Annotated in this window: 16 protein-coding genes, 1 pseudogene and 1 other annotated feature; of the genes and pseudogenes, 9 read left to right on the top strand and 8 right to left on the bottom strand. The window is 61.3% G+C overall.

The window, feature by feature from the left end; translation table 11 throughout:
- Window positions 1-3 precede the first annotated feature (3 nt).
- The 8 genes from BB934_RS29100 to BB934_RS29065 all read left to right on the top strand — a co-directional run bounded on the left by BB934_RS29100 (window position 4) and on the right by BB934_RS29065 (window position 8,567).
- The gene (locus tag BB934_RS29100) at window positions 4-840 is read left to right on the top strand and encodes a FadR/GntR family transcriptional regulator (RefSeq protein ID WP_099513434.1); all 837 of its coding nucleotides are present in this window, start codon (window positions 4-6) and stop codon (window positions 838-840) included.
- A complete protein-coding gene (locus tag BB934_RS29095; protein ID WP_099513433.1) occupies window positions 764-1,735 on the top strand; it encodes a tripartite tricarboxylate transporter substrate binding protein in 972 nt (323 codons plus the stop codon). The genes BB934_RS29100 and BB934_RS29095 overlap by 77 nt, the downstream gene beginning before the upstream one ends.
- Window positions 1,736-1,845: 110 nt before the next feature.
- Complete coding sequence (locus BB934_RS29090) at window positions 1,846-2,319, top strand: tripartite tricarboxylate transporter TctB family protein (protein ID WP_099513432.1); 474 nt, start codon at window positions 1,846-1,848, stop codon at window positions 2,317-2,319.
- A 6-nt stretch (window positions 2,320-2,325) separates the two neighbouring features.
- A complete protein-coding gene (locus BB934_RS29085) occupies window positions 2,326-3,822 on the top strand; it encodes a tripartite tricarboxylate transporter permease (RefSeq protein ID WP_099513431.1) in 1,497 nt (498 codons plus the stop codon).
- Between the two features lie 17 nt (window positions 3,823-3,839).
- Window positions 3,840-4,337 carry a 2,4'-dihydroxyacetophenone dioxygenase family protein gene (locus tag BB934_RS29080; RefSeq protein WP_237050473.1) on the top strand — a complete coding sequence of 166 codons (498 nt, stop codon included), beginning with the start codon at window positions 3,840-3,842 and terminating at the stop codon, window positions 4,335-4,337.
- A gap of 19 nt (window positions 4,338-4,356) precedes the next feature.
- Window positions 4,357-5,139 (top strand): SDR family NAD(P)-dependent oxidoreductase, encoded by a 783-nt coding sequence (locus tag BB934_RS29075; protein ID WP_099513430.1) that lies wholly within the window; start codon window positions 4,357-4,359, stop codon window positions 5,137-5,139.
- 76 nt (window positions 5,140-5,215) lie between these two features.
- Window positions 5,216-5,899, top strand: a complete 684-nt coding sequence (locus BB934_RS29070) for an SDR family NAD(P)-dependent oxidoreductase (RefSeq protein WP_099513429.1) — start codon at window positions 5,216-5,218, stop codon at window positions 5,897-5,899.
- A gap of 976 nt (window positions 5,900-6,875) precedes the next feature.
- A complete protein-coding gene (locus tag BB934_RS29065) occupies window positions 6,876-8,567 on the top strand; it encodes a CocE/NonD family hydrolase (protein WP_157934387.1) in 1,692 nt (563 codons plus the stop codon).
- A 631-nt stretch (window positions 8,568-9,198) separates the two neighbouring features.
- On the opposite strand, the gene BB934_RS29060 is transcribed toward BB934_RS29065, so the two are convergent.
- The 7 genes and pseudogenes from BB934_RS29060 to yghU all read right to left on the bottom strand — a co-directional run bounded on the left by BB934_RS29060 (window position 9,199) and on the right by yghU (window position 17,817).
- Window positions 9,199-10,424, bottom strand: a protein-coding gene (locus BB934_RS29060; RefSeq protein WP_099513427.1) for an IS3 family transposase whose coding sequence is annotated in 2 segments (ribosomal slippage) — window positions 9,199-10,136 and window positions 10,136-10,424 — 1,227 coding nt in all. Because the reading frame shifts where the segments join, the coding sequence is not laid out codon by codon here.
- Window positions 10,027-10,143: a sequence feature (AL1L pseudoknot), on the bottom strand. (Overlaps the previous gene by 117 nt.)
- A gap of 47 nt (window positions 10,425-10,471) precedes the next feature.
- Window positions 10,472-11,596: a hydantoinase/carbamoylase family amidase gene (locus tag BB934_RS29055; RefSeq protein WP_099513426.1), complete on the bottom strand. Its 1,125-nt coding sequence runs from the start codon at window positions 11,594-11,596 to the stop codon at window positions 10,472-10,474.
- A 45-nt stretch (window positions 11,597-11,641) separates the two neighbouring features.
- Window positions 11,642-12,403 carry a creatininase family protein gene (locus tag BB934_RS29050; RefSeq protein ID WP_335645649.1) on the bottom strand — a complete coding sequence of 254 codons (762 nt, stop codon included), beginning with the start codon at window positions 12,401-12,403 and terminating at the stop codon, window positions 11,642-11,644.
- A 103-nt stretch (window positions 12,404-12,506) separates the two neighbouring features.
- Window positions 12,507-13,363 (bottom strand): annotated as a pseudogene (locus BB934_RS29045) (pyridoxal-phosphate dependent enzyme).
- 442 nt (window positions 13,364-13,805) lie between these two features.
- Window positions 13,806-15,302: an amidase gene (locus BB934_RS29040; RefSeq protein ID WP_099513424.1), complete on the bottom strand. Its 1,497-nt coding sequence runs from the start codon at window positions 15,300-15,302 to the stop codon at window positions 13,806-13,808.
- Between the two features lie 403 nt (window positions 15,303-15,705).
- Complete coding sequence (locus BB934_RS29035) at window positions 15,706-16,407, bottom strand: IS6 family transposase (protein WP_099513423.1); 702 nt, start codon at window positions 16,405-16,407, stop codon at window positions 15,706-15,708.
- Between the two features lie 555 nt (window positions 16,408-16,962).
- The gene (gene yghU / locus BB934_RS29030; RefSeq protein ID WP_099513422.1) at window positions 16,963-17,817 is read right to left on the bottom strand and encodes a glutathione-dependent disulfide-bond oxidoreductase; all 855 of its coding nucleotides are present in this window, start codon (window positions 17,815-17,817) and stop codon (window positions 16,963-16,965) included.
- A gap of 235 nt (window positions 17,818-18,052) precedes the next feature.
- On the opposite strand from yghU, the gene BB934_RS29025 reads away from it, so the two are divergent.
- Window positions 18,053-18,730, top strand: a complete 678-nt coding sequence (locus tag BB934_RS29025) for a DsbA family oxidoreductase (RefSeq protein ID WP_099514253.1) — start codon at window positions 18,053-18,055, stop codon at window positions 18,728-18,730.
- Window positions 18,731-18,788: 58 nt separating this feature from the next.
- On the opposite strand, the gene BB934_RS29020 is transcribed toward BB934_RS29025, so the two are convergent.
- A complete protein-coding gene (locus BB934_RS29020; RefSeq protein WP_099513421.1) occupies window positions 18,789-19,847 on the bottom strand; it encodes an endonuclease/exonuclease/phosphatase family protein in 1,059 nt (352 codons plus the stop codon).
- Between the last annotated feature and the right edge of the window lie 326 nt (window positions 19,848-20,173).

The following is a 20,173-nucleotide window of genomic DNA, read 5'->3' as shown; positions in this document are numbered from 1 at the left end:
GCGATGCGGCAGGGTTCCAAGCCGGGGAAGATCGGCGCGGTGGTATCGGGCCTAGGGTCCGAGATCGTGCGCGGCACCTTTCTGCCCGGGCAGGCCCTTCCGCCCGAGCATGAGCTGGAGGCGCGATTCGGGGCCAGCCGCGGTGTCGTGCGGGAGGCGATCAAGATGCTGGCCGCGAAGGGGCTGGTCAGCGTCCGGCCGCGGTTCGGGACCCATGTCAAGCCCCGCCATGATTGGAGCCTGCTTGATCAGGAGCTCCTTGGATGGCTTGCTGGGGACGAGGGCCTCGATCGAGCCCTGCTTCTGGCCTTCGAGGAGACGCGGGCCATTATCGAACCCGCCGCCGCGGCACTCGCCGCGCAGCGAGCCGAACCCGACGACTTGAATCGGATCATGGCTGCGCTTGAGGCCATGGAACGCGGGCAGACCGACCCGAACGCTGCCATCGCGGCCGATAAGGATTTCCACCTGTCGATCTTGGAGGCAACCCACAATCCAGTCCTGCGAAGCTTTCGCGGCGCCATCGAGGCCATTCTAAGTGCCGTGTTCGATGTGGCCGTTGAGGCGTTCAGTGGAAACCTGGAGAACCATGCCGCCGTCGCACACGCGATCGTGCGAGGCAATGCCGGCGAAGCCCAACGGGCCATGGAGCGGGTCCTGGGCTACACGTTCCATCACCTTTCCATCGAGCCCAGTGAGACGTCCAAGAGCAAAAAAGCATCTCGGAAAAGTGAAACCCCAAGAAAACCAAGGGAGAAGCGCCATGAAGCTAAAGAAAGTACTCGCCCTCGCAGCGCTGGCCGCCGTGGCAAGCCTGCCCGCTCAAGCGGCATGGCCTGAGCGACCGATTACGCTGATCGTCCCATGGGCCGCCGGCGGCGGAACCGATGCCGTCGCTCGCATGCTCGCGGCAGGGCTGGAGAAGGAGCTGGGGAAGCCGATCAATGTGGTCAACCGCACCGGCGGGGGCGGTGTAGTCGGGCATACGGAGATCGTCAATGCAAAACCGGATGGCTACACCATCGGTCTGGCGACCGCCGAGGTCACCACCTATTACTGGTCCAACACGGCCCCGTTCACCTATGAGCAGTTGACGCCGATTGCGCTCGTCAACTTCGACGCCTCCGCCTTCAACGTTTCTGCCTCCAGCTCCTGGCAGGATCTCAAAGGAGCGCTGGAGGACATTCGCAAGCAGCCCGTCGGGCATTACAAGCTCTCGGGCATGGCCGCCGGCGCGGCCTATCACCTCGCCTTCGCGGGCCTGCTGAAGCTCGAAGGCATCAACCCCAAAAGCGTGACCGTTGTGCCGAGCCAGGGCGCGGCTCCCGGTTTCCAGGAACTGGCCTCTGGGGGCGTCCAGATCGTCCCGTCCTCGCTGCCGGAAGGCAAGCCGATGATCGATGCCGGGCGGGTGAAGTCGCTCGCGGTCCTCGCCAAGGAGAAGATCGCGGCGTTCCCGAATGTGCCTACGGTCAAGGAAGCCACCGGCAAGGATTATTCGGGCGGAACATGGCGCGGCATCGCGGCGCCGGCCGGCCTTCCGCCGGAAGTAACGGCACGTTTGGTAGCCGCGGTTGAAAAGGTCGCGACCGGGCCCGAGTACACGGCTTTCCTAAACGAGCGCGGCTTCGGCTACGCTTTCGAGAAGGGCGACGCCTTCCGAACCTTCCTGGCGGAGCAGCACAAGAACAATGGCGAGGTGATGGCAGATCTTGGCCTGAAGCTGCGTCAGTAAGCAGGGACACCTGACACAAGCACAGCCATAATGACTTCGAGCATGGATGCTGGCAGGGACCGGTCGGTCGGCTGGACCATTGCCCACGTAGACGCCAAGGAGAGCGCCTCATGAAGATCAATGACGTGGCCGGTGGGGCCCTGTTTCTGATCCTGGCCGTCGGGCTGGGGCTCGGAGCCTGGAACCTCCCAAATCCGGGCGAGCAGATCTTCGGTCCCTCGACCTTTCCACTCGTCATCGCAAGCCTGCTCGCCCTGTGCTCGATCATCATGATGACCGGCGGATTGCAGTCCGCCGGCCACGCACCGCTCTTTGCATGGTCCGAATGGACCCGCCGTCCTTGGCTCGTCGCCCGCTTCCTTCTCGTGCCAATGGCGGTGTTTGCATATGTGAGCTTCGTTGAGATGCTCGGCTTTCTGCCAACGGCGGTGGCGATCTTGGTCTGCCTGTTCCTGTCCGGCCACGTGCGGCCCGTCCGGGCTGCCCTCCTATCCATCTGCGTCGCGCTTCTCGTCCACACGATCTTCTACGTGGGCCTCAGCGTGCAGCTTCCCTGGGGGATTATGGACCCCGTGCGGTGGTGATGTTTCATGCTTGACGCTTATCTGACAGCCTTCGGAATGGTGTTCGAGCCCTACGTGCTCGCGGTGATTGTCGCCTCGGCTGTCTACGGGCTCGTCGTGGGCTGCATTCCCGGCCTCTCGGCCACCATGGCGACGGCGCTTCTCGTGCCGCTGACCTTCTTCATGCCGCCGGTCCCCGCGGTGGCCGCCATCGTCACCACCAGCACCATGGCGATTTTCTCCGGCGATATCCCCGGATGCCTCCTGCGCATTCCCGGCACGCCCGCATCGGCGGCCTATGTCGAGGACTCCTATCAGCTGACCCTGAAGGGGAAGCCGGAACTCGCCCTCGGGATCGGCTTGTATTTCTCGGTGTTGGGCGGCTTGTTCGGGACGGCGGTCATGATGGTCGCGTCGCCAGCCATCGCCGAGTTTGCACTGGGCTTCGGATCCGTCGAGTTCTTCTGGATCGTGGCCATGGGCCTGGGCGGCGCTGTGTTCATCGGCTCCGCAAGCCCCCTGAAGGCCTGCATCGCGCTCCTGCTGGGCCTTGCCATCGCGCTGATCGGCATGGACAACCCGGCAGGCCAGCCCCGGTTCACCTTCGGCACGACGGGCCTGCTCGGCGGTATATCGCTCATTCCCATGATGGTCGGGATGTTCGCGGTATCCGAGGTTTTACGGCACATGGTGTCGAAAGAGGCGAAGGCTCAGATCGCTGTGACCCATATCGGGCCGATCTTCGCCAACATGTGGAAGTTGACGAAGCAGTATCCTTGGCAGCTCATCCGCGGCAGCGCCCTTGGAACGGTCATTGGCATCCAGCCCGGCAGCGGCGCGGACATGGCAGCGTGGATGTCCTATGCGATGAGCAAGCGGTTCTCCAAGGAGCCCGAGAAATTCGGCACTGGGCATCCGGAAGGTCTCATCGAGGCTGGGGCATCAAACAACAGCTCGCTGGCCGGCGCCTGGATCCCGGCCCTGGTGTTCGGTATCCCTGGCGACTCGATCACAGCCATCGCCATCGGGGTTCTCTATATGAAGAACATGGCGCCGGGGCCGACGATCTTTGTGAACAACCCGCAGAACGTTTACGCTCTCTTTCTGGTGTTCGTCCTGGCCAACCTCCTGATGCTTCCGCTGGGCTGGGCGATGATCAAGGTAGCAACCAAGATCCTGCGCGTTCCTCGCGACATCCTCATGCCGATCATCCTGCTCTTCGCCATCGTTGGTGCCTTCGCCATCAACAACTCGCTGTTCGATGTCGGACTGATGCTCGGCTTCGGGGTTTTGGCCTTTATCATGGAGGAGAACGGCTTTCCGGTTGCACCAACGATCCTTGGGGTGGTCCTCGGGCCGCTCTTGGAGGAGAACTTCATCAACTCGATGATCAAGGCCGACGGCAATCCGATCGGCCTCGTGGACCGCCCGATCGCGGCTGTGCTGGCTGCGATCACCATCGGCATGGTGGCCTGGACGATCTGGGCGTCCCGAAAGTCGAAGTCCGCCCCTATAACCGTCTGAGCGCAGGAGAAGATCTCATGTATCACGCTATGAAAGGCTCGACCCATGTTCTCGCTCCTCAGGAAATTGCCGTCACGGCAATCCCTGAGGACGAACGTGTCTGGGTGCCACAGGCGCCAAACGTCTGGTTCCGCCCTCTCATGCTCAACACGCTTCAGGGGCAATGGTGCAACCTTCTGCGCGTCCGGCGCGCCGGCGTCCTCTCGCGGCATCTGCATCCCAGCCCGGTCCACGGCTTCGTCCTGAAGGGCTCATGGCGCTACCTCGAGCATGACTGGGTTGCTACCGAGGGCTCCTACGTGTTTGAGCCGCCCGGCGAGATACACACCCTGGTCGTGCCGGACGACGTTCAGGAGATGATCACGTTCTTCAACATCAGCGGCTGCATGTACTACGTCGATCAGGACAACAAGCACGTAGGCTTCGAGGACGTGTTTACGAAGATCGACATGTGCCGGAAGCACTACACTGAGGTCGGCCTCGGAGCTGACTACGTCGACCAGTTCGTGCGCTGATGCCAACGAGGACCAAGGAATGACGGACAGGACAACCGATCGCGGAACGTCGAGCGCTCCCGCACCCTCGGGTCATTGGGCTGCGCAGTGGTATTCCGGAAAGCGCGTGCTCGTCACAGGCGGAACCTCTGGTATCGGAGCCGGTATCGCACAGGGGTTTCTCGAAGCCGGCGCCGAGGTGATCGCCACAGGGGTCTCGCGCGGCGAAGTCGATAAGGTTAGGGAAGCCATGGCCCCAGCCGATTGTCGCGTGCTCGATGTGCGGGATGGCCGGGCCGTGGAAGCGCTGGTGGGTGAACTCGGCGCCCTCGACGTCGTCGTAAACTGCGCTGGCATCATCCGGCGCGTCGAGGAATTCGAGCCTTCGGTCTTCGAAGACGTGATCGACATCAATCTTACGGGAACCATGCGCGTGTGCACGGCCGCGAGGCCGCTTCTTGCCCGATCTCAGGGATCGATCGTGAATCTGGCGTCGATGCTATCCTTCTTTGGCGGCGGGCTCGTGCCCGGCTATGCCGCGAGCAAGGGCGGCATAGTCCAACTAACGAAGTCGCTCGCCATCGCGTTCGCGGCAGATGGCATTCGCGTCAATGCAATTGCGCCTGGGTGGATCCAGACGCCGTTAACGGCTGCTTTGCACCAAAATGAAGATCGCAACCGCGCTATTCTTGAGCGTACGCCTTTGAAGCGCTGGGGTACGCCACATGACTTGGTTGGGGGTGTACTCTTCCTCTGCTCGCCTGCAGCAGCCTTTATTACTGGATCGATTCTGACCATTGATGGCGGGTATTCCGTAGTCTAATCGCGATGGTGCTGCGCTGGGGACGGTAACGAAATTCGCTGTTTCCAAAGTCGTTAGGGCACAAAATAGGTGAGCAATGAGCAGCAATCGGCGATTTGACGGTCGTAGGGCCATCGTGACCGGGGGCGCATCAGGCATCGGCCTCGGAGTAAGTGTCAGACTTGCCGCGGAGGGTGCTCAAGTGGCGATTTGGGATATGGACGCCAATGCGATTGCTTCCGCCCGTGAGACGATCGGTTCCGGGACTGTAGCGGTGCGCGTCGACATCCTCATCGCCAGTGCCGGCATCACAGGCCCGAACACTGCTCTAAGTGAATACCCAATCGATGCCTGGCGTCGCGTAATAGAGGTAAATCTGAACGGCCTCTTCTATTGCAACCGCGCCATTGTGTCAGAGATGCTCAAGGGCGGCTATGGCCGCATCATCAACGTCGCCTCTATCGCCGGCAAGGAAGGCAACCCGAATGCATCGGCCTACAGTGCCTCGAAGGCAGGGGTGATCGGCCTGACCAAGTCCCTCCGCAAGGAACTGGCCAAGAGCAACATCACCGTGAACTGTGTCACCCCTGCTGCCGTGCATACGCCGATCTTTGACCAGATGAGCCAAAGTCACATCGACTTCATGCTGTCCAAGATTCCGATGGCGCGGTTCGGGACAGTGGACGAAGTAACGTCCCTGATCTGCTGGCTCGCAAGAGAGGGATGCTCCTTCAGCACAGGCGGCGTCTTCGATGTCTCTGGCGGACGTGCAACCTATTAATATCGCCGGTTTGTAGTGCGTGCTGACAGGTTGGCGAGAGTTCGGATAGACAGGATCACGGCCCTCGTGACGCGATAGCGTATATAACAGCTAGTCGCACTTGGGCTGGGGCCGTGCGAGAAGTATAAGCCACTTTCACCGGGCAGTGAGGCACGATCTCCGCGCTCCGGATCATGTTTTCTCCAAAAGAACACTGCGCCCCGGAGAGCAGTGCTGGATAGCCAATCGCTCGGTCAGCAGATGAAAACTCACGACCACGGCTTGACAATTATTTCCATCAAGCTTGAACTGTTAAGAGAGTAATTGAATTCTGGATAGGGGCAGTTCGAAATGCTCATCTACAAGCGCAGCTGACGCCCATCTTCGGCGATGCGGCGCGTCCGTCATGCAAGGGAAGCTGATATTTCGCAATCGCCTCTCGCCGCTCTGAGATCCTGAACTGGGAATTGCGAGAGCAAACAGTCACAATGGGCGTCGGTCAGAACTGGCCGAGCATGATCTTTGACAGCGCCCTGATCCATGCGACGGGCCAATAATCCGTGCTCACAAGCAAAGGCTGATTCTTCAGGCTGGCGTATAGTAATAGCCAGCATTGATTATGCAAAGAGCCTCGCAGCGATAGCTCCATAGCCGGAAATGCAATTGTCTCTCCTTTGATCAAGAGCGAGCATTCCGTTTCTCGGCTCACGTTGCGTGCCGAGTAGCCAACGGGAGGCGAGCCGGACTGACTTTCTAGGCAATCATAGAACGGGAGGAAAACTCAATGAAGAATCGAACTCGGGTACGAGCGCCTACGTCCTCGGTCAGTACACGGCAAAAGGCTTGGACGCCCAACCGAACCCCTAAGGATCATCGATCTGCAACCTGCACCTTTGTGTTTGTAGCAGTTGTGGTTCTCGCGTCCGCGTCCCCCGCATGGGCTGCCCTCGATAAGGGACCATGCTCGGTCAAGAAGGAGGCGGATGTCGCCGCCAAAATGCGGGACGGCGCTGTGCTGATGGCGGATGTGTACCGGCCCCAGGAACCCGGGAGCTATCCGGTCCTCTTGATGCGCCTCCCCTACAACAAAGATGCGGCACAGACCTACGTCTATGCCAAACCGGAGGAGTATGCCTCTCACTGCTACATCGTGGTGATCCAGGATGTGCGCGGACAGTACAAGTCACAAGGCGAGTTCTACCCGTTCCGCGATGAAGGCAAGGACGGCTACGACACGGTGGAATGGGCAGCCCAACTGCCTGGGTCGAATGGCAAGGTCGGCATGTACGGCTTCTCCTACGTCGGAGCGACGCAGTGGCTTGCTGCAGCGGAAAAGCCGCCGCATCTGGTGGCGATCGCCCCCGCCCACACCTCGTCGGACTACTACGACGGCTGGTCGTACGAGGGCGGCGCCTTCTCGCTTGCGTTCAAGCAGTCATGGCCGCTGACCTCAATCGCCATGTCAGGAGTCCGCCGGCAGGGTGATCAGCAGCTGCTCGACGAGATCCAAAAGGCAGCCTCTGACCTGCCAGCCCTGTATAAGCACGTGCCGATCAGCGACTATCTGCCGAACTCCCAAAACGACCAGCGGATCGCACCTTATTATGCCGACTGGGTCGCGCACGATACCTGGGACGAGTACTGGAAGCAGTGGAGCATTCGAACCAAGTATCAGGACATCCAGGTGCCGGCCCTGAACTTCGCCGGCTGGTACGACGTGTTCATGAAGGGGGGAACCGAAAACTTCATGGGCATGCGCGAGAAGGGCGGCTCGGAGGCCGCTCGCAAGGGCCAGCATCTGGTGATTGGGCCGTGGATCCATCTGCCCTGGGTTCAGAAGGTTGGCGAAATCGACTTTGGCCCAGAGGCAGCGAACCCGATCGACCGGCTGCATCTGCGCTGGTTCGATTACTGGCTGAAAGGTCAGGTCAACGGGGTCGATACCGAAAAGCCGGTTCGGGTGTTCGTGATGGGTGCCAACACCTGGCGCAAAGCAGACAGCTGGCCGCTGCCGGAGACCAGGTTCACGCCATACTACCTGCATAGCATGGGGCAGGCCAACACCCGTTATGGCAACGGGTCCCTCTCGCTTGAGAAGCAGGCGGCCAGCCAGGCGCTCGACAAGTACCGCTATGACCCGGCCAATCCTGTCCCAAGCGCGGGCGGGCATTCATGCTGCACGCCGGATGTGGCACCGGTCGGACCTTACGATCAGGCCAAGATCGAAGACCGGGCCGACGTTCTGGTGTACATGACCCCACCTCTTGAGCAGAGCATGGAGGTGACCGGACCGGTTCAGGTGATCCTGTATGCGCAGTCATCAGCCCCGGACACGGATTTCACCGCCAAACTCGTCGATGTTCATCCGGATGGCAAGGTCTACAATCTTGGCAATGGGATCATCCGTGCCAGCTCACGGGAGTCGCTTGAGAGGCGGACGCCTATCGAGCCGGGGAAGGTCTATGAGTACAAGATCGACCTCTGGCCCACGTCGAACCTGTTCCGGCCGGGCCACCACATCGGACTTGAAATCTCCAGCTCGAACTTCCCGCACTATGACCGCAATCCGAACACGGGTACTGAGTTCGGTCAGGAGACATCCTTCAAGGTTGCGGACCAAACGATCCTGCATGACGCGGATCATCCCTCCCGGATCATCCTGCCGATCATCCCAACGCCCGTGCAATAGGACGCGGTTGCCTCCAGTCTATAACCCAGGCCCCGCTTTCGTGGGGTCTGGCGCAACCCCAACCATGACAATGCAGGCAGGTAAGCCTATCCAGTCCGCAGAGCCGACAATGCGCCCTGTACGTATGTCCGCTGCCCATTGATCGAAGTACCCCTGCAGCCTCTTCTGCTCTGTCGTGGCTCACGCGCCAGCATCGAAGGCAAACGTTGGTGCCAGGGAGATAGCTGGCGAAAACTGGACTGGTCTTCTGGAGCGTATTGCTACCCCCTCTGAAGCCGTAGCCCTGTGAAATTTTCCCGTCGTAGACCTACGTGGCAACAACAACCAGGCTTCTTGTTGGCGGCACGCCTACCTGGATACCCCCGCTTTCACGCTATGGTCCGGAACCTGTATCCGCTCAACGAGCAGCGTGGCAGCTGTTAATCGTGTGCGCCGGATTATTGAAGGCGGCGAAGCCCCAGTGTATGCAGCCAGCAGGAGCTGACGGCTCAAGGGCTGAGTGGCGGCACTAGCATTTCCTCGACTGCCGCACCGAGAACGGCGCAACCTTGGATAAGATCGCTAGACCGGGTGTCTTCCTCAAAGCAGTGTGAACCGCGCCGAGTTTTCCGGAGGCCGGTGGGCTTGGATTCTACGCGGCCATTGGCATGACCTCAAGCTTCGCATAGTAGGCAGCTTCCGCTTCGGCGGGCGGAATGCTGCCGATGGACTCGAGCAGGCGCCGATTGTTGTACCAATCGACCCATTCGAGAGTGGCAAACTCAACCGCCTCAAACGAGCGCCACGGACCACGCCGATGGATCACCTCGGTCTTGAACAGGCCGATGACGGTTTCCGCCAAGGCATTGTCGTACGAGTCGCCGACACTGCCGACCGATGGCTCGATGCCCGCCTCGGCGAGGCGTTCGGTGTATTTAATCGACACATATTGAACCCCTCTATCGCTGTGGTGGATGAGGCTGGTTCGCCAAGGCTGCCGGCCATGGAGAGCCTGCTCCAGGGCATCGAGCACGAGCTCGGCCCGGGCCGAGCGTGACACCCGCCAGCCCACGATCCGGCGAGCGAAGGCATCGATCACGAAGGCCACATAGACGAAGCCCGACCAGGTTGCGACAAACGTGAAGTCGCTGACCCACAAGGCGTTCGGCCGCGGCGCGTTGAACTGCCGGTTGACCCGGTCGCGCGGGCACGGCGCGCCAGCGTCGCTGACGGTCGTCCTGATGCTCTTGCCGCGAACCACACCCTTCAGGCCCATCTGCCGCATCAGCCGGGCGACCGTGCAGCGCGCAACATCGATCCCTTCACGCTGCAGCTGGCGCCAGACCTTGCGCACCCCATAGACCCCGAAGTTTTCCGCAAAGACCCGGCGGATCTCCTGGCTGAGTTCGGCATCCCGGCGCTCGCGGGCTGGTCTGCGGTCCGGATCGGCCTTGCAGGCGGCATGTTCGTAGTAGGTCGACGGGGCGATCGGCAGAACACGGCAGATCGGCTCGACCCCGTAAACCTCACCATGCTCGTCGATAAACGCCTTCATGGCTTGAAGCGGCGGTCGAGCTCCGCCTGGGCAAAATACGCGCTGGCCTTGCGCAGGATCTCGTTGGCCTGGCGCAGTTCCCGCACCTCACGCTCGAGTGCCTTGATCTTCTCCTGCTCCGCGCTCGTCGGCCCAGGGCGAAGGCCTTGATCGCGCTCCGCCTGCCGCACCCACTGGCGCAGCGTCTCGCGCGAGCAGCCGATCTTCGCTGCGATCGACAGGATCGCCTCATACTGCGAGGCGTACTCGTTGCGGTGATCGAAAACCATCCGGACCGCCCGCTCGCGGACCTCTGGAGAATAAGGGGGTGTTCGCTTTGTCATGGCTCCATCCTGTCAGGAGTTGGAGCCTCCGGGAATCCCGGAGCGGTTCAGTGGCTCTTACCGGCAATCGATGGCACAAACAGCATGGCACTTGGCATGATGCGACTCACGGGCACCGCATCATGCAGGGCGCCGGATACCATCCGCCACCACCGTCGTGGGACCAGACGCTCAGCAGCACTGGTGAGCGTGCTAACCAGTGCTGCATTGAGAGGAGCTGGAGGGAGTTTAGCGGTCACTTGCGTCCTGATTTCAATCGATCCATTCGCGCTGATGTTTTTTGCAATCATCTGGGCACGTGCAGTTAGGCGGTTGAGGCGGGCTTGTTCGGGATCGCGGATCTGTAGCGTTGCGTCGGTACGGCCCGGCACGATGGATGTGGCGTTCGGGCTGACCGTCACGCGCCCGAAGGTCCACACAGTGGACGGGCCGGCCTCGGAGCGAAACGCTTCGTCCACCGCATGGGCAAAAGCCACAAAGCCCATGACAGCGTCTTGCCGGCGATCCATCGGAGTGGTTCCGGCATGGTTCTGATCGCCCATGATCGCCACCTCGACGTGCTGCATCCCAACAATCGTCTCGACCACACCGATCGCTTCGCCGGCGTCGTCCAGAACAGGGCCCTGCTCGATGTGGGCTTCGATGTAGGCTTTGAAGAGCTGAGGTGGGACCTGTTCCGCGGCTCTCAATTCAGGCATGCCGGCAAGAACATCGCGGAGCCTACGACCTCTGCGGTCAGTCCTGTCCTGGATTGCCGAGAAGGGCAACTCGCCGCTCCACACCCGGCTTCCCAAGAGCGGCTCGAAGGATCCCTCCTCGTCAGCGAAGGAAACAACGGCGAGACCCTGGAGGCCGGCTTCCTGTGCTGCGCGCGCAATCTCCAGCCCGCATACCACACCGTAACTTCCATCAAGCCATCCGCATTCAGGCTGTGTATCCGAGTGGGAGCCGATGAGGACCGTAGGCCTCCCTGTGGGAGGCAAGCCAAACAAATTGCCGATTGGATCCCATACAGGGCGCAGACCTGCTTCCGCAAAACGCCGTGCAAGCCAACGCCGCCCCTCCAGATCGGTGGCAGTAAAAGCCTCCCGCACCACGCCGGTACCCTGGCCACCAATCCGTCGGAGCGCCGCCAGGTCATCAAGCAGACGGGTGGAATTGATCTCGACCATCCATACGGCTCCAAAGTTAGGTGGCTGAAGGAAGTTAATGGATATTCAGTTCCACGGTTTGCCGAGGGCCAGTTGGTCTGCAAGGGCGCTCGAGGCCGCCTCCAGGAGACGCTCGCCCTTGTCAGCCGAAGAGCGACGGGCATCACCGATCACCCCGGTCGGGGCGAACTCTTGAAATGATCGCCAGCGGTGCAATGGCGGGCTCAGCACAGAACCCGCTCCGCTTGCTTGCGGCCCCAGGGCATTGGGTAATTCTGCGACGTCGACCAGATCTGGTCGCACCGCCATCATCATTGAGGTCTCGGCCTCGCAGGCGTGCAGGACCGACTGCTGATCCTCAAGGATCTCTGCGAAGGCTTCATTGGCGAGAAGCCAGTAGGATGTGGTGGCGATCGGCGCTTTCAGCTCCCGCGTGAGTTCAACCGTCAAGGCATTCAGTGCACTCATGTTGCCGCCATGCCCGTTGACGATCAGGATCCTGCCGAACCCGGCTCGCAGTATAGAGTCGCAGAGATCGCGCAGGAGCGCGTGGTAGGTTGGCAGGGTAAGGGTGAGACTGCCGCCAAAAGCCATGTGGTGCTCGGCAAGCCCGATCCCAATTGTCGGTGCGACGACCACTGGGACGTTCTGGCCTGCAAGCTTCAGCGCAGCCCGGCGGCAAACCTCCGAGCAGAGGACATCGTCGACACCCGTGGCAAGATGCGGTCCGTGTTGCTCGGTGGATGCGACAGGCAGGAGCACGATGGCTCCGCGGCCGGCACGGTCACGCAACTCAGCGGCCGTAAGGTTCTGCCACAGGACTTGCATAATCGATACCCCCTACTTTCCTAGTTTCTGAGCCATTCTCTCGCCGCCTGGCAGCACGCCGTCTCTAGGTGCAACCCGCATGATGATCGCATGCGGCTTCCACCTATGCCATCCCATCTGTTCCTGCGCCACAGATCAAGGCGCAAACGTGATCGTCCGCTGAACGCGGAACCTTCCCGGCCCTTAAGGCCGCAATCGATGCCGCTCCCGATAAATCGGCGGCAATGCCAAACTCGAACCAGAGCCAGCGGGCCGCGGCCTGCATCTCATCGTCCGTGACGAGGACAATGTCGTCGACGTGGCGGATTACCGTTTGGAAGATCGCCTCATCCGTCCGCCGGCAGGCCATGGTCGGGACCCGCGTGCTAACGCCGTCGAGCGTGACGAGGCGTTTTGCATCAAGGCAAGCCCGCAACGTCGGCGAGCCAACCGGCTCAATCCCGATCACTTTGACGTGGGGACGTCGAGCCTTCACGGCGGTCGAAAGGCCTGCGATAAGTCCCCCTCCCCCAATCGCGACCAAATGGTGTCCACGTCCGGCATATCGTCCAGAGTCTCGAGACCCAGTGTGCCTTGGCCGGCAACGACGATCGGATCGCTGAATGGATGGACATAGGTCGCGCCAGCCGCGGCCGCAAAGGCCAAGGCCGCCTCGTTGGCCTCATCCCAGACAGAGCCGACGATTTCAATAGATGCATTCCAGCCCTGCAGTATTGCGACCTTATCGGGTGCGACATTGGAAGGCAGGAAGATTTTGGCCGCGACGCCCGCTGCATGGGCCGTGCGCGCAATAGCCAATCCGTGATTGCCTCCGGAGGCGGTCACCAGTCCATGCCTCAATCCTTCCGGCGGCAGGGTCTTCAGCCGGTTCATGGCGCCTCGCGCCTTGAACGAGCCGGCTACCTGCAAAAGTTCGAGTTTGAGCGTGACCCGTCCCTCAAGTCCGCTGCCATCGCGCATCTGCATGGCTGACAGCACCGGAGTGCGCCTTATGAAAGGGGCGATACGCTCCTGCGCAGACAGGATGTTGTCAGGCGTGATCACGACAGGGTCCTCCTGGACAGTATCGAAATAAGAGTTTCTTCATCAAGCTCACCGAGAACACGGTGATCGGATGGATCATCTGTGGTGTAGGCCGCAGTCTGCCGCGCAATCGCCCCGCGCCGGGCGCCCGGGAAGGCGCGTTGAGGTTCGGTCCGCCACGCCTGGGGAGGTCCCCTTCCCGGTCACGACTGAATGAGCAATGTTGGCGGGCGTGAAAGTAAGACCGCCCTGCAGGTGTCTATGGTCGAGGTTGCGGATCACGGCGCATGATAGTGCCAACAAACATTGATCGACCCGACTTAGACACTGCGCCACAACCTGGAGCTGCCTCCACTTAGCGACACGCCTCTGCGGGTGGTCACTCCCAGCCAAGAAACCCATCCATGCTGCTGATCGGGGGAGCCGCTCGGAGTTGCTCAATGTTTGGAACTGGCCGACGAAGCATCGGGGAACTGTTGAAAGCCTCCTCAAGCGCAGCCGCTACGCCTAGGACGAAGGCGTCTCCTCCTCTTGGACCTACAATCTGCAGGCCGAAGGGCATTCCCTGAGCGTCAAGCCCAACGGGCAGACAAACAGCAGGATGACCTGACAGCGTCACGTAGTACGCCATTGCCAGCCAGTGAAAGTAGTTGCGCGTCCGCTGTCCATCAATCTCAGTTGGATAGAGCTCACGCCATGGCCGCGGGCTGATCGTGATGGCAGGCGTGATCAGAACATCATGGGACTGAAAGAAGCGCTGAAAAGAGTGATAGATCTGTGTCTGCTTCACATGTGCACGAGCGTAGTCTTCGAGTCTGTAGTGTAGTCCCTCCTCGACATTGGCCTGAAGGTTCGGCCCACACTCCTCTGGGCGGGTCCTGTACCGTTCGAGATGAGTAGCAAGAACTCCAGCCGCCCTCAGAACAGCAAAACTCTCATCGGCTCCACTGCAATCAGGGTGAGCGAAGGCCAGTTCGCGAACCATTGTCAGGCAGGCTTCAGCGCGGACCTGGAAGGCCTCACGGACAATCCGCTCAACTGGTGCCTGGCCGAAGTCTTCACTTGCCGCTACACGCAGCTTTGCAAGATCGACCTGTGGTGGTGGCCAGAACAAACCAGGCGCGCTGCGTACACTTGCTCTGTGCATTGTGTACGCCAGAGGGTCGCGCGCATCATCTGAGGCCATAGCCGACAGGAGCAGACAGAGGTCCTCGACGTTTCGAGCCATCGGCCCGAGCACGGAGAGTGGCGACCAGCCGAGAGCTCGCTTCTCAGACGGGACAAGCCCCGGACTTGGGCGAAAACCGACAATGCCGCAAAAGGCTGCCGGGTTGCGCAGGGATCCGCCCATGTCGGATCCGGTGCAAAGCGGAGCCATGTTAGCTGCTAGCGCGACCGCAGAGCCGCCGGATGAGCCTGCGCACGACCTCTCCGGATCGAAGGGATTGCCTGTTGCGCCATAGACTGCGTTCCGGGTATTCGCTCCCAGACCCCACTCAGGCGTATTGGTCTTGCCGAGCACCAAGCCCCCCGCTGACCGAAAGCGGGCAACCATCCCGGCGTCATGGGTCGGGATATGGTCCCGATAGAGGGTGCTTCCCCACGTGGTGCGAAGCCCTGCCGTCTCGTCGAGATCCTTGACGCCAATTGGCAGGCCATGCAGCAGTGGGAGATCGTCCCCGCGCATGACCGCATCCTCAGCCTGTTTGGCTGCGGCTCGAGATCCTGGCACATCAAGAGCGACGAAAGCATTGACGGCAGGGTTCACCTGCTCGATGCGCGTAAGACAGCTCTCCAGCAACTCCACCGGCGAGAGAGACCTGCAGCCGATGAGGCGGCGCGCTTCACGAGCAGAGAGGTCGCACGGTTCAGTCAAGGCAGTTCCCTATCGTTTAGAGTAAGCGGAGCCCATTCGCTAAACTCTGCATTATGTCATGCAATCAGCATCCGCCAAGCTAACCTGAGCTCAGAAGTCGTATTAACCAGTGAAATTTTTGGATGCGTCGCCCGCTCGCCGACCAGCGCTATACCATGGTTAAGGTGGGAGGCCGCCATGACGAAGCGTCTCAAGTCCTATATTTCGTATGAGAATGAAGTGATCCTAGTTGCCGCCCTGGCATTCTGTTCTGCGGGGCGGTGCTGCTGGGGTTCATGTGATGCTCCGCCAGGGGCTGATTGCGCGATCCTGCGGGCAGATGGTCTCGCCGACTACACGCACGTGATCAGGGCTTGTCACATTGCGGGGTCTGACCGAAATGGGATCTGCCACATGTCCCTCGCTATGCCACTACACCCGCAGCTTCGCGCCAGGTGGCGAACGCCTCGGCTCGGAGGAGCCGGTGCGTTCGGGCGGTCGTGAGATGGCGAGGAACGGTGAACGTGTTGTAGATCGCTGCATGCATTGTGAGGAACCGCTGGGCCGAGCCGGGTGACTTGAACCCCTGCAGCTTCCACTCTCGTCGTCGCACCGGCACGTGCGAACTCTCCGCTCGGTTGTTGGCCCGCTTGGCCTGGGTATGAACGGCCCTCTGGATCTTCAGGCCTCGAAGCGCAGCTCCATAGGCGGGACACTTGTCCGTGACCCACTCTGTTGGAGCGGTGCCGTGCTTCTTCAGGAGCTTACGAATGAGCTTCAGGGCGGCTCGCTTGTCGCGCTTCGCTTGAACCAGCACCTCGAGGACCTCGCCTTCAGCATCAACGGCGCGCCAGAGATACATCTGCTTGCCTCCAATGCGAACAAACATCTCGTCCAGGTGCCAGCGACTGTGAGGCTTAGGACGTCGGGTCCGCAGCTGGTGCGCGATCACCGGTCCAAAGGTGAGCACCCAGCGCCGGATGGTCTCATAAGACACCTCGACCCCACGCTCGGCCAGGAGCTCCTCGGCATCCCGGTAGCTGAGGGTGAAACGCAGGTAGAGCCAGATCGCGCGCTGAATGATGTCGCTGGGGAAGCGGTAGCCGGAGTAGAATGGTGAGGTCATATCGAACAGCTAAGCCGATGCAATGCCGTCAGCAAGCTGCAAACGTGGCAAGCCCTATCTCGTGATGCGCCTGTACTGGCCGAAGCCGACGCCGCCGTCGATCCTACCGGCGGGCGACGGGACATGGCGGCCACCCGGCGTGAAACGGGTCTCTTAGAAGGCGCAGATTTTGGAAGGCGCAGATTTCGTGGCCCTCGGTCGCAAGGTCGTTGCGATATCATCGCCAGTCCTCGTGCTGTCCGCTGTGGGTCAGGCCAAGAAGGTCACTGGGTCCTGGGAAGGTCCGTTCTTGAATCCTTGAGCCGACATCGTCTCTTCTTCCGGAAGATGCCTCAAGCCGACCTCTAGGATTGGCTTGGAAGATTCAGGTCGTTGATAGCCCCGTTCGCGTTCGCGGCCCATGTGGGCTCCAACCCATTGTCCTGCAAGAGCTGTCTCGCGAACAGCTCCAGCGCGACGTTGTCCTCGACACCAGCACACGGCATCCACGTCCATGCTCGTGCAGGACGTTTGCTCGTGCTCGGTGGGCAGCTAATCGCGGGCGGCCACCTTGTCCTAGGTCATCCTGTCGAAGTCGCTGGCGTCATGGCGCTCGTGCAACTGCTCGGAAGGCTCGCCAAAGGCACGGTTCACGATCCGTCCCCGTGCAACGGCCGGGCGGCCACTGATCGCATCGGCCCAGCGCCGGACGTGCCGGTAGTCCTGCACCGACAGGAACTCGCTCGCCTCGTACATCCGTCCCTGAACCAGGCCGCCGTACCACGGCCAGATGGCCATGTCGGCGATCGTGTACTTAGACCCCGCGATGTATTCGCTATCCGCGAGCCGCCGATCGAGCACGTCGAGCTGCCGCTTCGTCTCCATTGCGAACCGATCGATCGCATATTCGATCTTCAGTGGCGCGTAGGCATAGAAATGCCCGAAGCCTCCCCCCAGATAGGGGGCGCTTCCCATCTGCCAGAACAGCCAGGACAAGCATTCGGCGCGCAGGCTGGGTTCGGCTGGCAGGAAGGCTCCGAACTTCTCCGCGAGGTAAAGCAGGATCGCACCGGACTCGAAGACCCGGATCGGATCCGGGCCGGAGCGGTCGACCAAGGCAGGGATCTTGGAGTTCGGGTTTACCGCCACGAACCCGCTTCCGAACTGGTCACCCTCGCCGATCCTGATCAGCCAGGCATCGTACTCCACGCCGGGATGGCCCAACGCCAGTAGCTCCTCCAGCAGGATGGTGACCTTCTGGCCATTGGGCGTCCCCAGCGAGTAGAGCTGCAAGGGATGCCGACCGACGGGTAGCTCCTTTTCGTGCGTGGCTCCGGCGGTCGGGCGGTTGAGACTCGTGACGGGGCTCCCGCTCCTGCCATTGTTCCAGGTCCAGACCTTCGGCGGCACATAACGAGATGGATCGGTCATTCCTGTCACTCCTGGGATGTGCGTGGGTGAGCGTGGGATAAAGCCCCGGTGGCCCACCTGCGGAGCTGAAAGATGGGGCTTGGGGTCTCGATCGTCCAGCTTGCATCCCATGACCAGTGCCCGCGGCCGGACTCACCTGAATTTGCTCTGCCCTGAACCGATCTCGATGCTAGGATCGCTGGCGATCGTGATAAGGGGGATCCTGCAATTTCCACGAACGCCCAGGATCGACGCCGTGACCCAGCACCTGAAGATCGACTTCATCTCCGACGTCGCCTGCCCATGGTGCATCATCGGCCTGAAGGGGCTCGAGCAGGCCTTGGCCAAGGCCGCGGATGTGGTGGAGGCCGAGATAACCTTCCAGCCCTTCGAGCTTAACCGGGGCATGCCCCCGGCTGGACAGAACCTCGTGGAGCACATCGGTGAGAAGTACGGATCTACTCCAGAGCAGTCGGCTTCCAGTCGCGAGATGATCCGGTCTCGCGGGGCAGAGGTCGGCTTCCCGTTCAACATGTCGGAGGGGAGCCGGATCTACAACACCTTCGACGCTCACCGTCTGCTTCACTGGGCGGGAATCACCGGCCACCAGCGGGAGCTCAAGCACGCGCTGTTCACGGCCTACTTCACGGACGGCGCGAACGTATCGGATCAGGGGGTGCTGGTGGATGCGGCCGTTGCGGCTGGGCTTGACGGGGACGAGGCCCGTGAGGTGCTGGCATCGGGGCGCTATGCCGAGGAGGTCCGCGATGCCGAGCAGGAATGGATCTCCCGCGGGATCCGCTCGGTCCCGGCCATCGTCATCAATGGCAGGTGGCTGATCTCAGGCGGTCAGCCGCCCGAGGCCTTCGAGCAGGCCTTGCGCGGCATCGCCGCCGAGCTCGGACAGGTCCCGGCGGGGGTCTCTCCGAGTTAACGATGGACGGACGTCGGTTCGCTCCCGCCGCTCCGCATTGGGCACGGAGTTTGCTCGTTCAGGCTTCAGGCGGCGTCCCCGAGGATGTGGACTTGACCGGCTTGTATTCAAAGCTTGCACAAATCACGCCGTGGTCGTTGGTGCCCGTCTCCTTGTGATCGTCGAAATTCAGATGGTCGTTGCTGACGGTCATGCCGTCGAACATCCAGATCCGACGTTTGGAGTTGTCGTAGAACTCCTCACTGACGAGGATATGGTCGAGCGACTCCATGGCGTCCTGGAAGATGTGGGTGTAGTAGACGTCCCGCGAGCTGCGGTATTCCTGCAATGTCTGGGCGGTGTACAGGCTGACGTCGCCGCCGCCCGTGCTGTCTCCCACGAGATAGCGCGGCTGCGCAGTCAGGATGTTCGCCGTGTTGCTGAGATGGCCGTCATTGATGTCGCCGACGACGATCACGGGCGTCCGATTGCCCTTCATCCGCTCTGTTAGGATGAACCGCAAGGCCGCCGCCTCGGCTGTGCGGCGGATCGTTGCGATGGCCGACCCGAGGCTCGTCGCGTGCTTCTTGTACGTCGCCTCGTCGGCCTCAAACCAACTCTCCTGGAACACCTTGGTCGGTCCCTTCGACTTGAAGTGGCAGACATAAACATGGGCGGCCTCGTGATCCTCGCGCGGCCTGATGGTGAAGTGCAGGACCGGACGAGAGAAGCTATGGATGCCCACGCTGATGGCGGGGGTCTGGGGATCGTCGCCGGAGCTTTTGAGGACGAACTTCTTTGGAAAGTCCTCGATCCACTCTGCCTGCCCTTCGATCAGACCCTTTCTCACGATGGCTGCGCAGACGATGCGGGTGCCATCGATGTCGGAGGGGACGAGCAGGTCGTAGTCGTCCGCCTTGCCGGAGTCCTCGAGGGCCCGCGTCATGGATACTCCATGCCAGAGTTCTTGAAACCCGAAGATGTCCGGGTGCAGGAGGCGGATCATCCGGGCGGTCCAGTCGATCTTCAGATCGTATTCTTCCTGTGACCACCCGCTCTCGTCAGTGTAGATCGGCAGTCCCGGCTCGTTGAGGTTGTAGAGATTGAACGTGCCGATGCTCAGGCGCTTGAGTTTCATGGCGGCCTCCTTTGAGATGGACCGTGTGCCGGCACCAGGGACGATAGCACAGCTTCAGAGACGGCCGGATGACTGGTGCACGTCCGGAATCAATCTGAGACTTGTCTCCTTGGAAGCGGCTTCGAGCCAATTCTCAGGCGGGTCCGCTTCCACAGCGATGCGGACGCGCAGTTCACTTCCGAAGCGTACCAATGAACGAACCCGCTCGCGCGGGAGGGCACTGCGGCTGGGGCGGTGCCATGGCTTGGGGGCGGTAACCCGCTGAACGGCACACGATGACAGGGCTGGGTCCTGTCTTGAGGATCGAGGGGTGTGGTGCCTCCACC

It is taken from the genome of Microvirga ossetica (genome assembly GCF_002741015.1).
Classification (GTDB): domain Bacteria; phylum Pseudomonadota; class Alphaproteobacteria; order Rhizobiales; family Beijerinckiaceae; genus Microvirga; species Microvirga ossetica.
Note: the sequence above shows the minus strand (reverse complement) of the source record. Positions and strands in the feature narration are given on the sequence as shown.

Excerpts from the sequence above, each read along its gene's own strand:
- BB934_RS29020 (WP_099513421.1), bottom strand. The coding sequence starts at position 19,847 with ATGAAACTCAAGCGCCTGAGCATCGGCACGTTCAATCTCTACAACCTC.
- BB934_RS29070 (WP_099513429.1), top strand. The coding sequence starts at position 5,216 with ATGAGCAGCAATCGGCGATTTGACGGTCGTAGGGCCATCGTGACCGGG.
- BB934_RS29035 (WP_099513423.1), bottom strand. The coding sequence starts at position 16,407 with ATGACCTCACCATTCTACTCCGGCTACCGCTTCCCCAGCGACATCATT.
- yghU (WP_099513422.1), bottom strand. The coding sequence starts at position 17,817 with ATGACCGATCCATCTCGTTATGTGCCGCCGAAGGTCTGGACCTGGAAC.
- BB934_RS29090 (WP_099513432.1), top strand. The coding sequence starts at position 1,846 with ATGAAGATCAATGACGTGGCCGGTGGGGCCCTGTTTCTGATCCTGGCC.
- BB934_RS29100 (WP_099513434.1), top strand. The coding sequence starts at position 4 with ATGCGGCAGGGTTCCAAGCCGGGGAAGATCGGCGCGGTGGTATCGGGC.
- BB934_RS29065 (WP_157934387.1), top strand. The coding sequence starts at position 6,876 with ATGCGGGACGGCGCTGTGCTGATGGCGGATGTGTACCGGCCCCAGGAA.
- BB934_RS29085 (WP_099513431.1), top strand. The coding sequence starts at position 2,326 with ATGCTTGACGCTTATCTGACAGCCTTCGGAATGGTGTTCGAGCCCTAC.
- BB934_RS29075 (WP_099513430.1), top strand. The coding sequence starts at position 4,357 with ATGACGGACAGGACAACCGATCGCGGAACGTCGAGCGCTCCCGCACCC.
- BB934_RS29050 (WP_335645649.1), bottom strand. The coding sequence starts at position 12,403 with ATGCAAGTCCTGTGGCAGAACCTTACGGCCGCTGAGTTGCGTGACCGT.
- BB934_RS29080 (WP_237050473.1), top strand. The coding sequence starts at position 3,840 with ATGTATCACGCTATGAAAGGCTCGACCCATGTTCTCGCTCCTCAGGAA.
- BB934_RS29055 (WP_099513426.1), bottom strand. The coding sequence starts at position 11,596 with ATGGTCGAGATCAATTCCACCCGTCTGCTTGATGACCTGGCGGCGCTC.
- BB934_RS29095 (WP_099513433.1), top strand. The coding sequence starts at position 764 with ATGAAGCTAAAGAAAGTACTCGCCCTCGCAGCGCTGGCCGCCGTGGCA.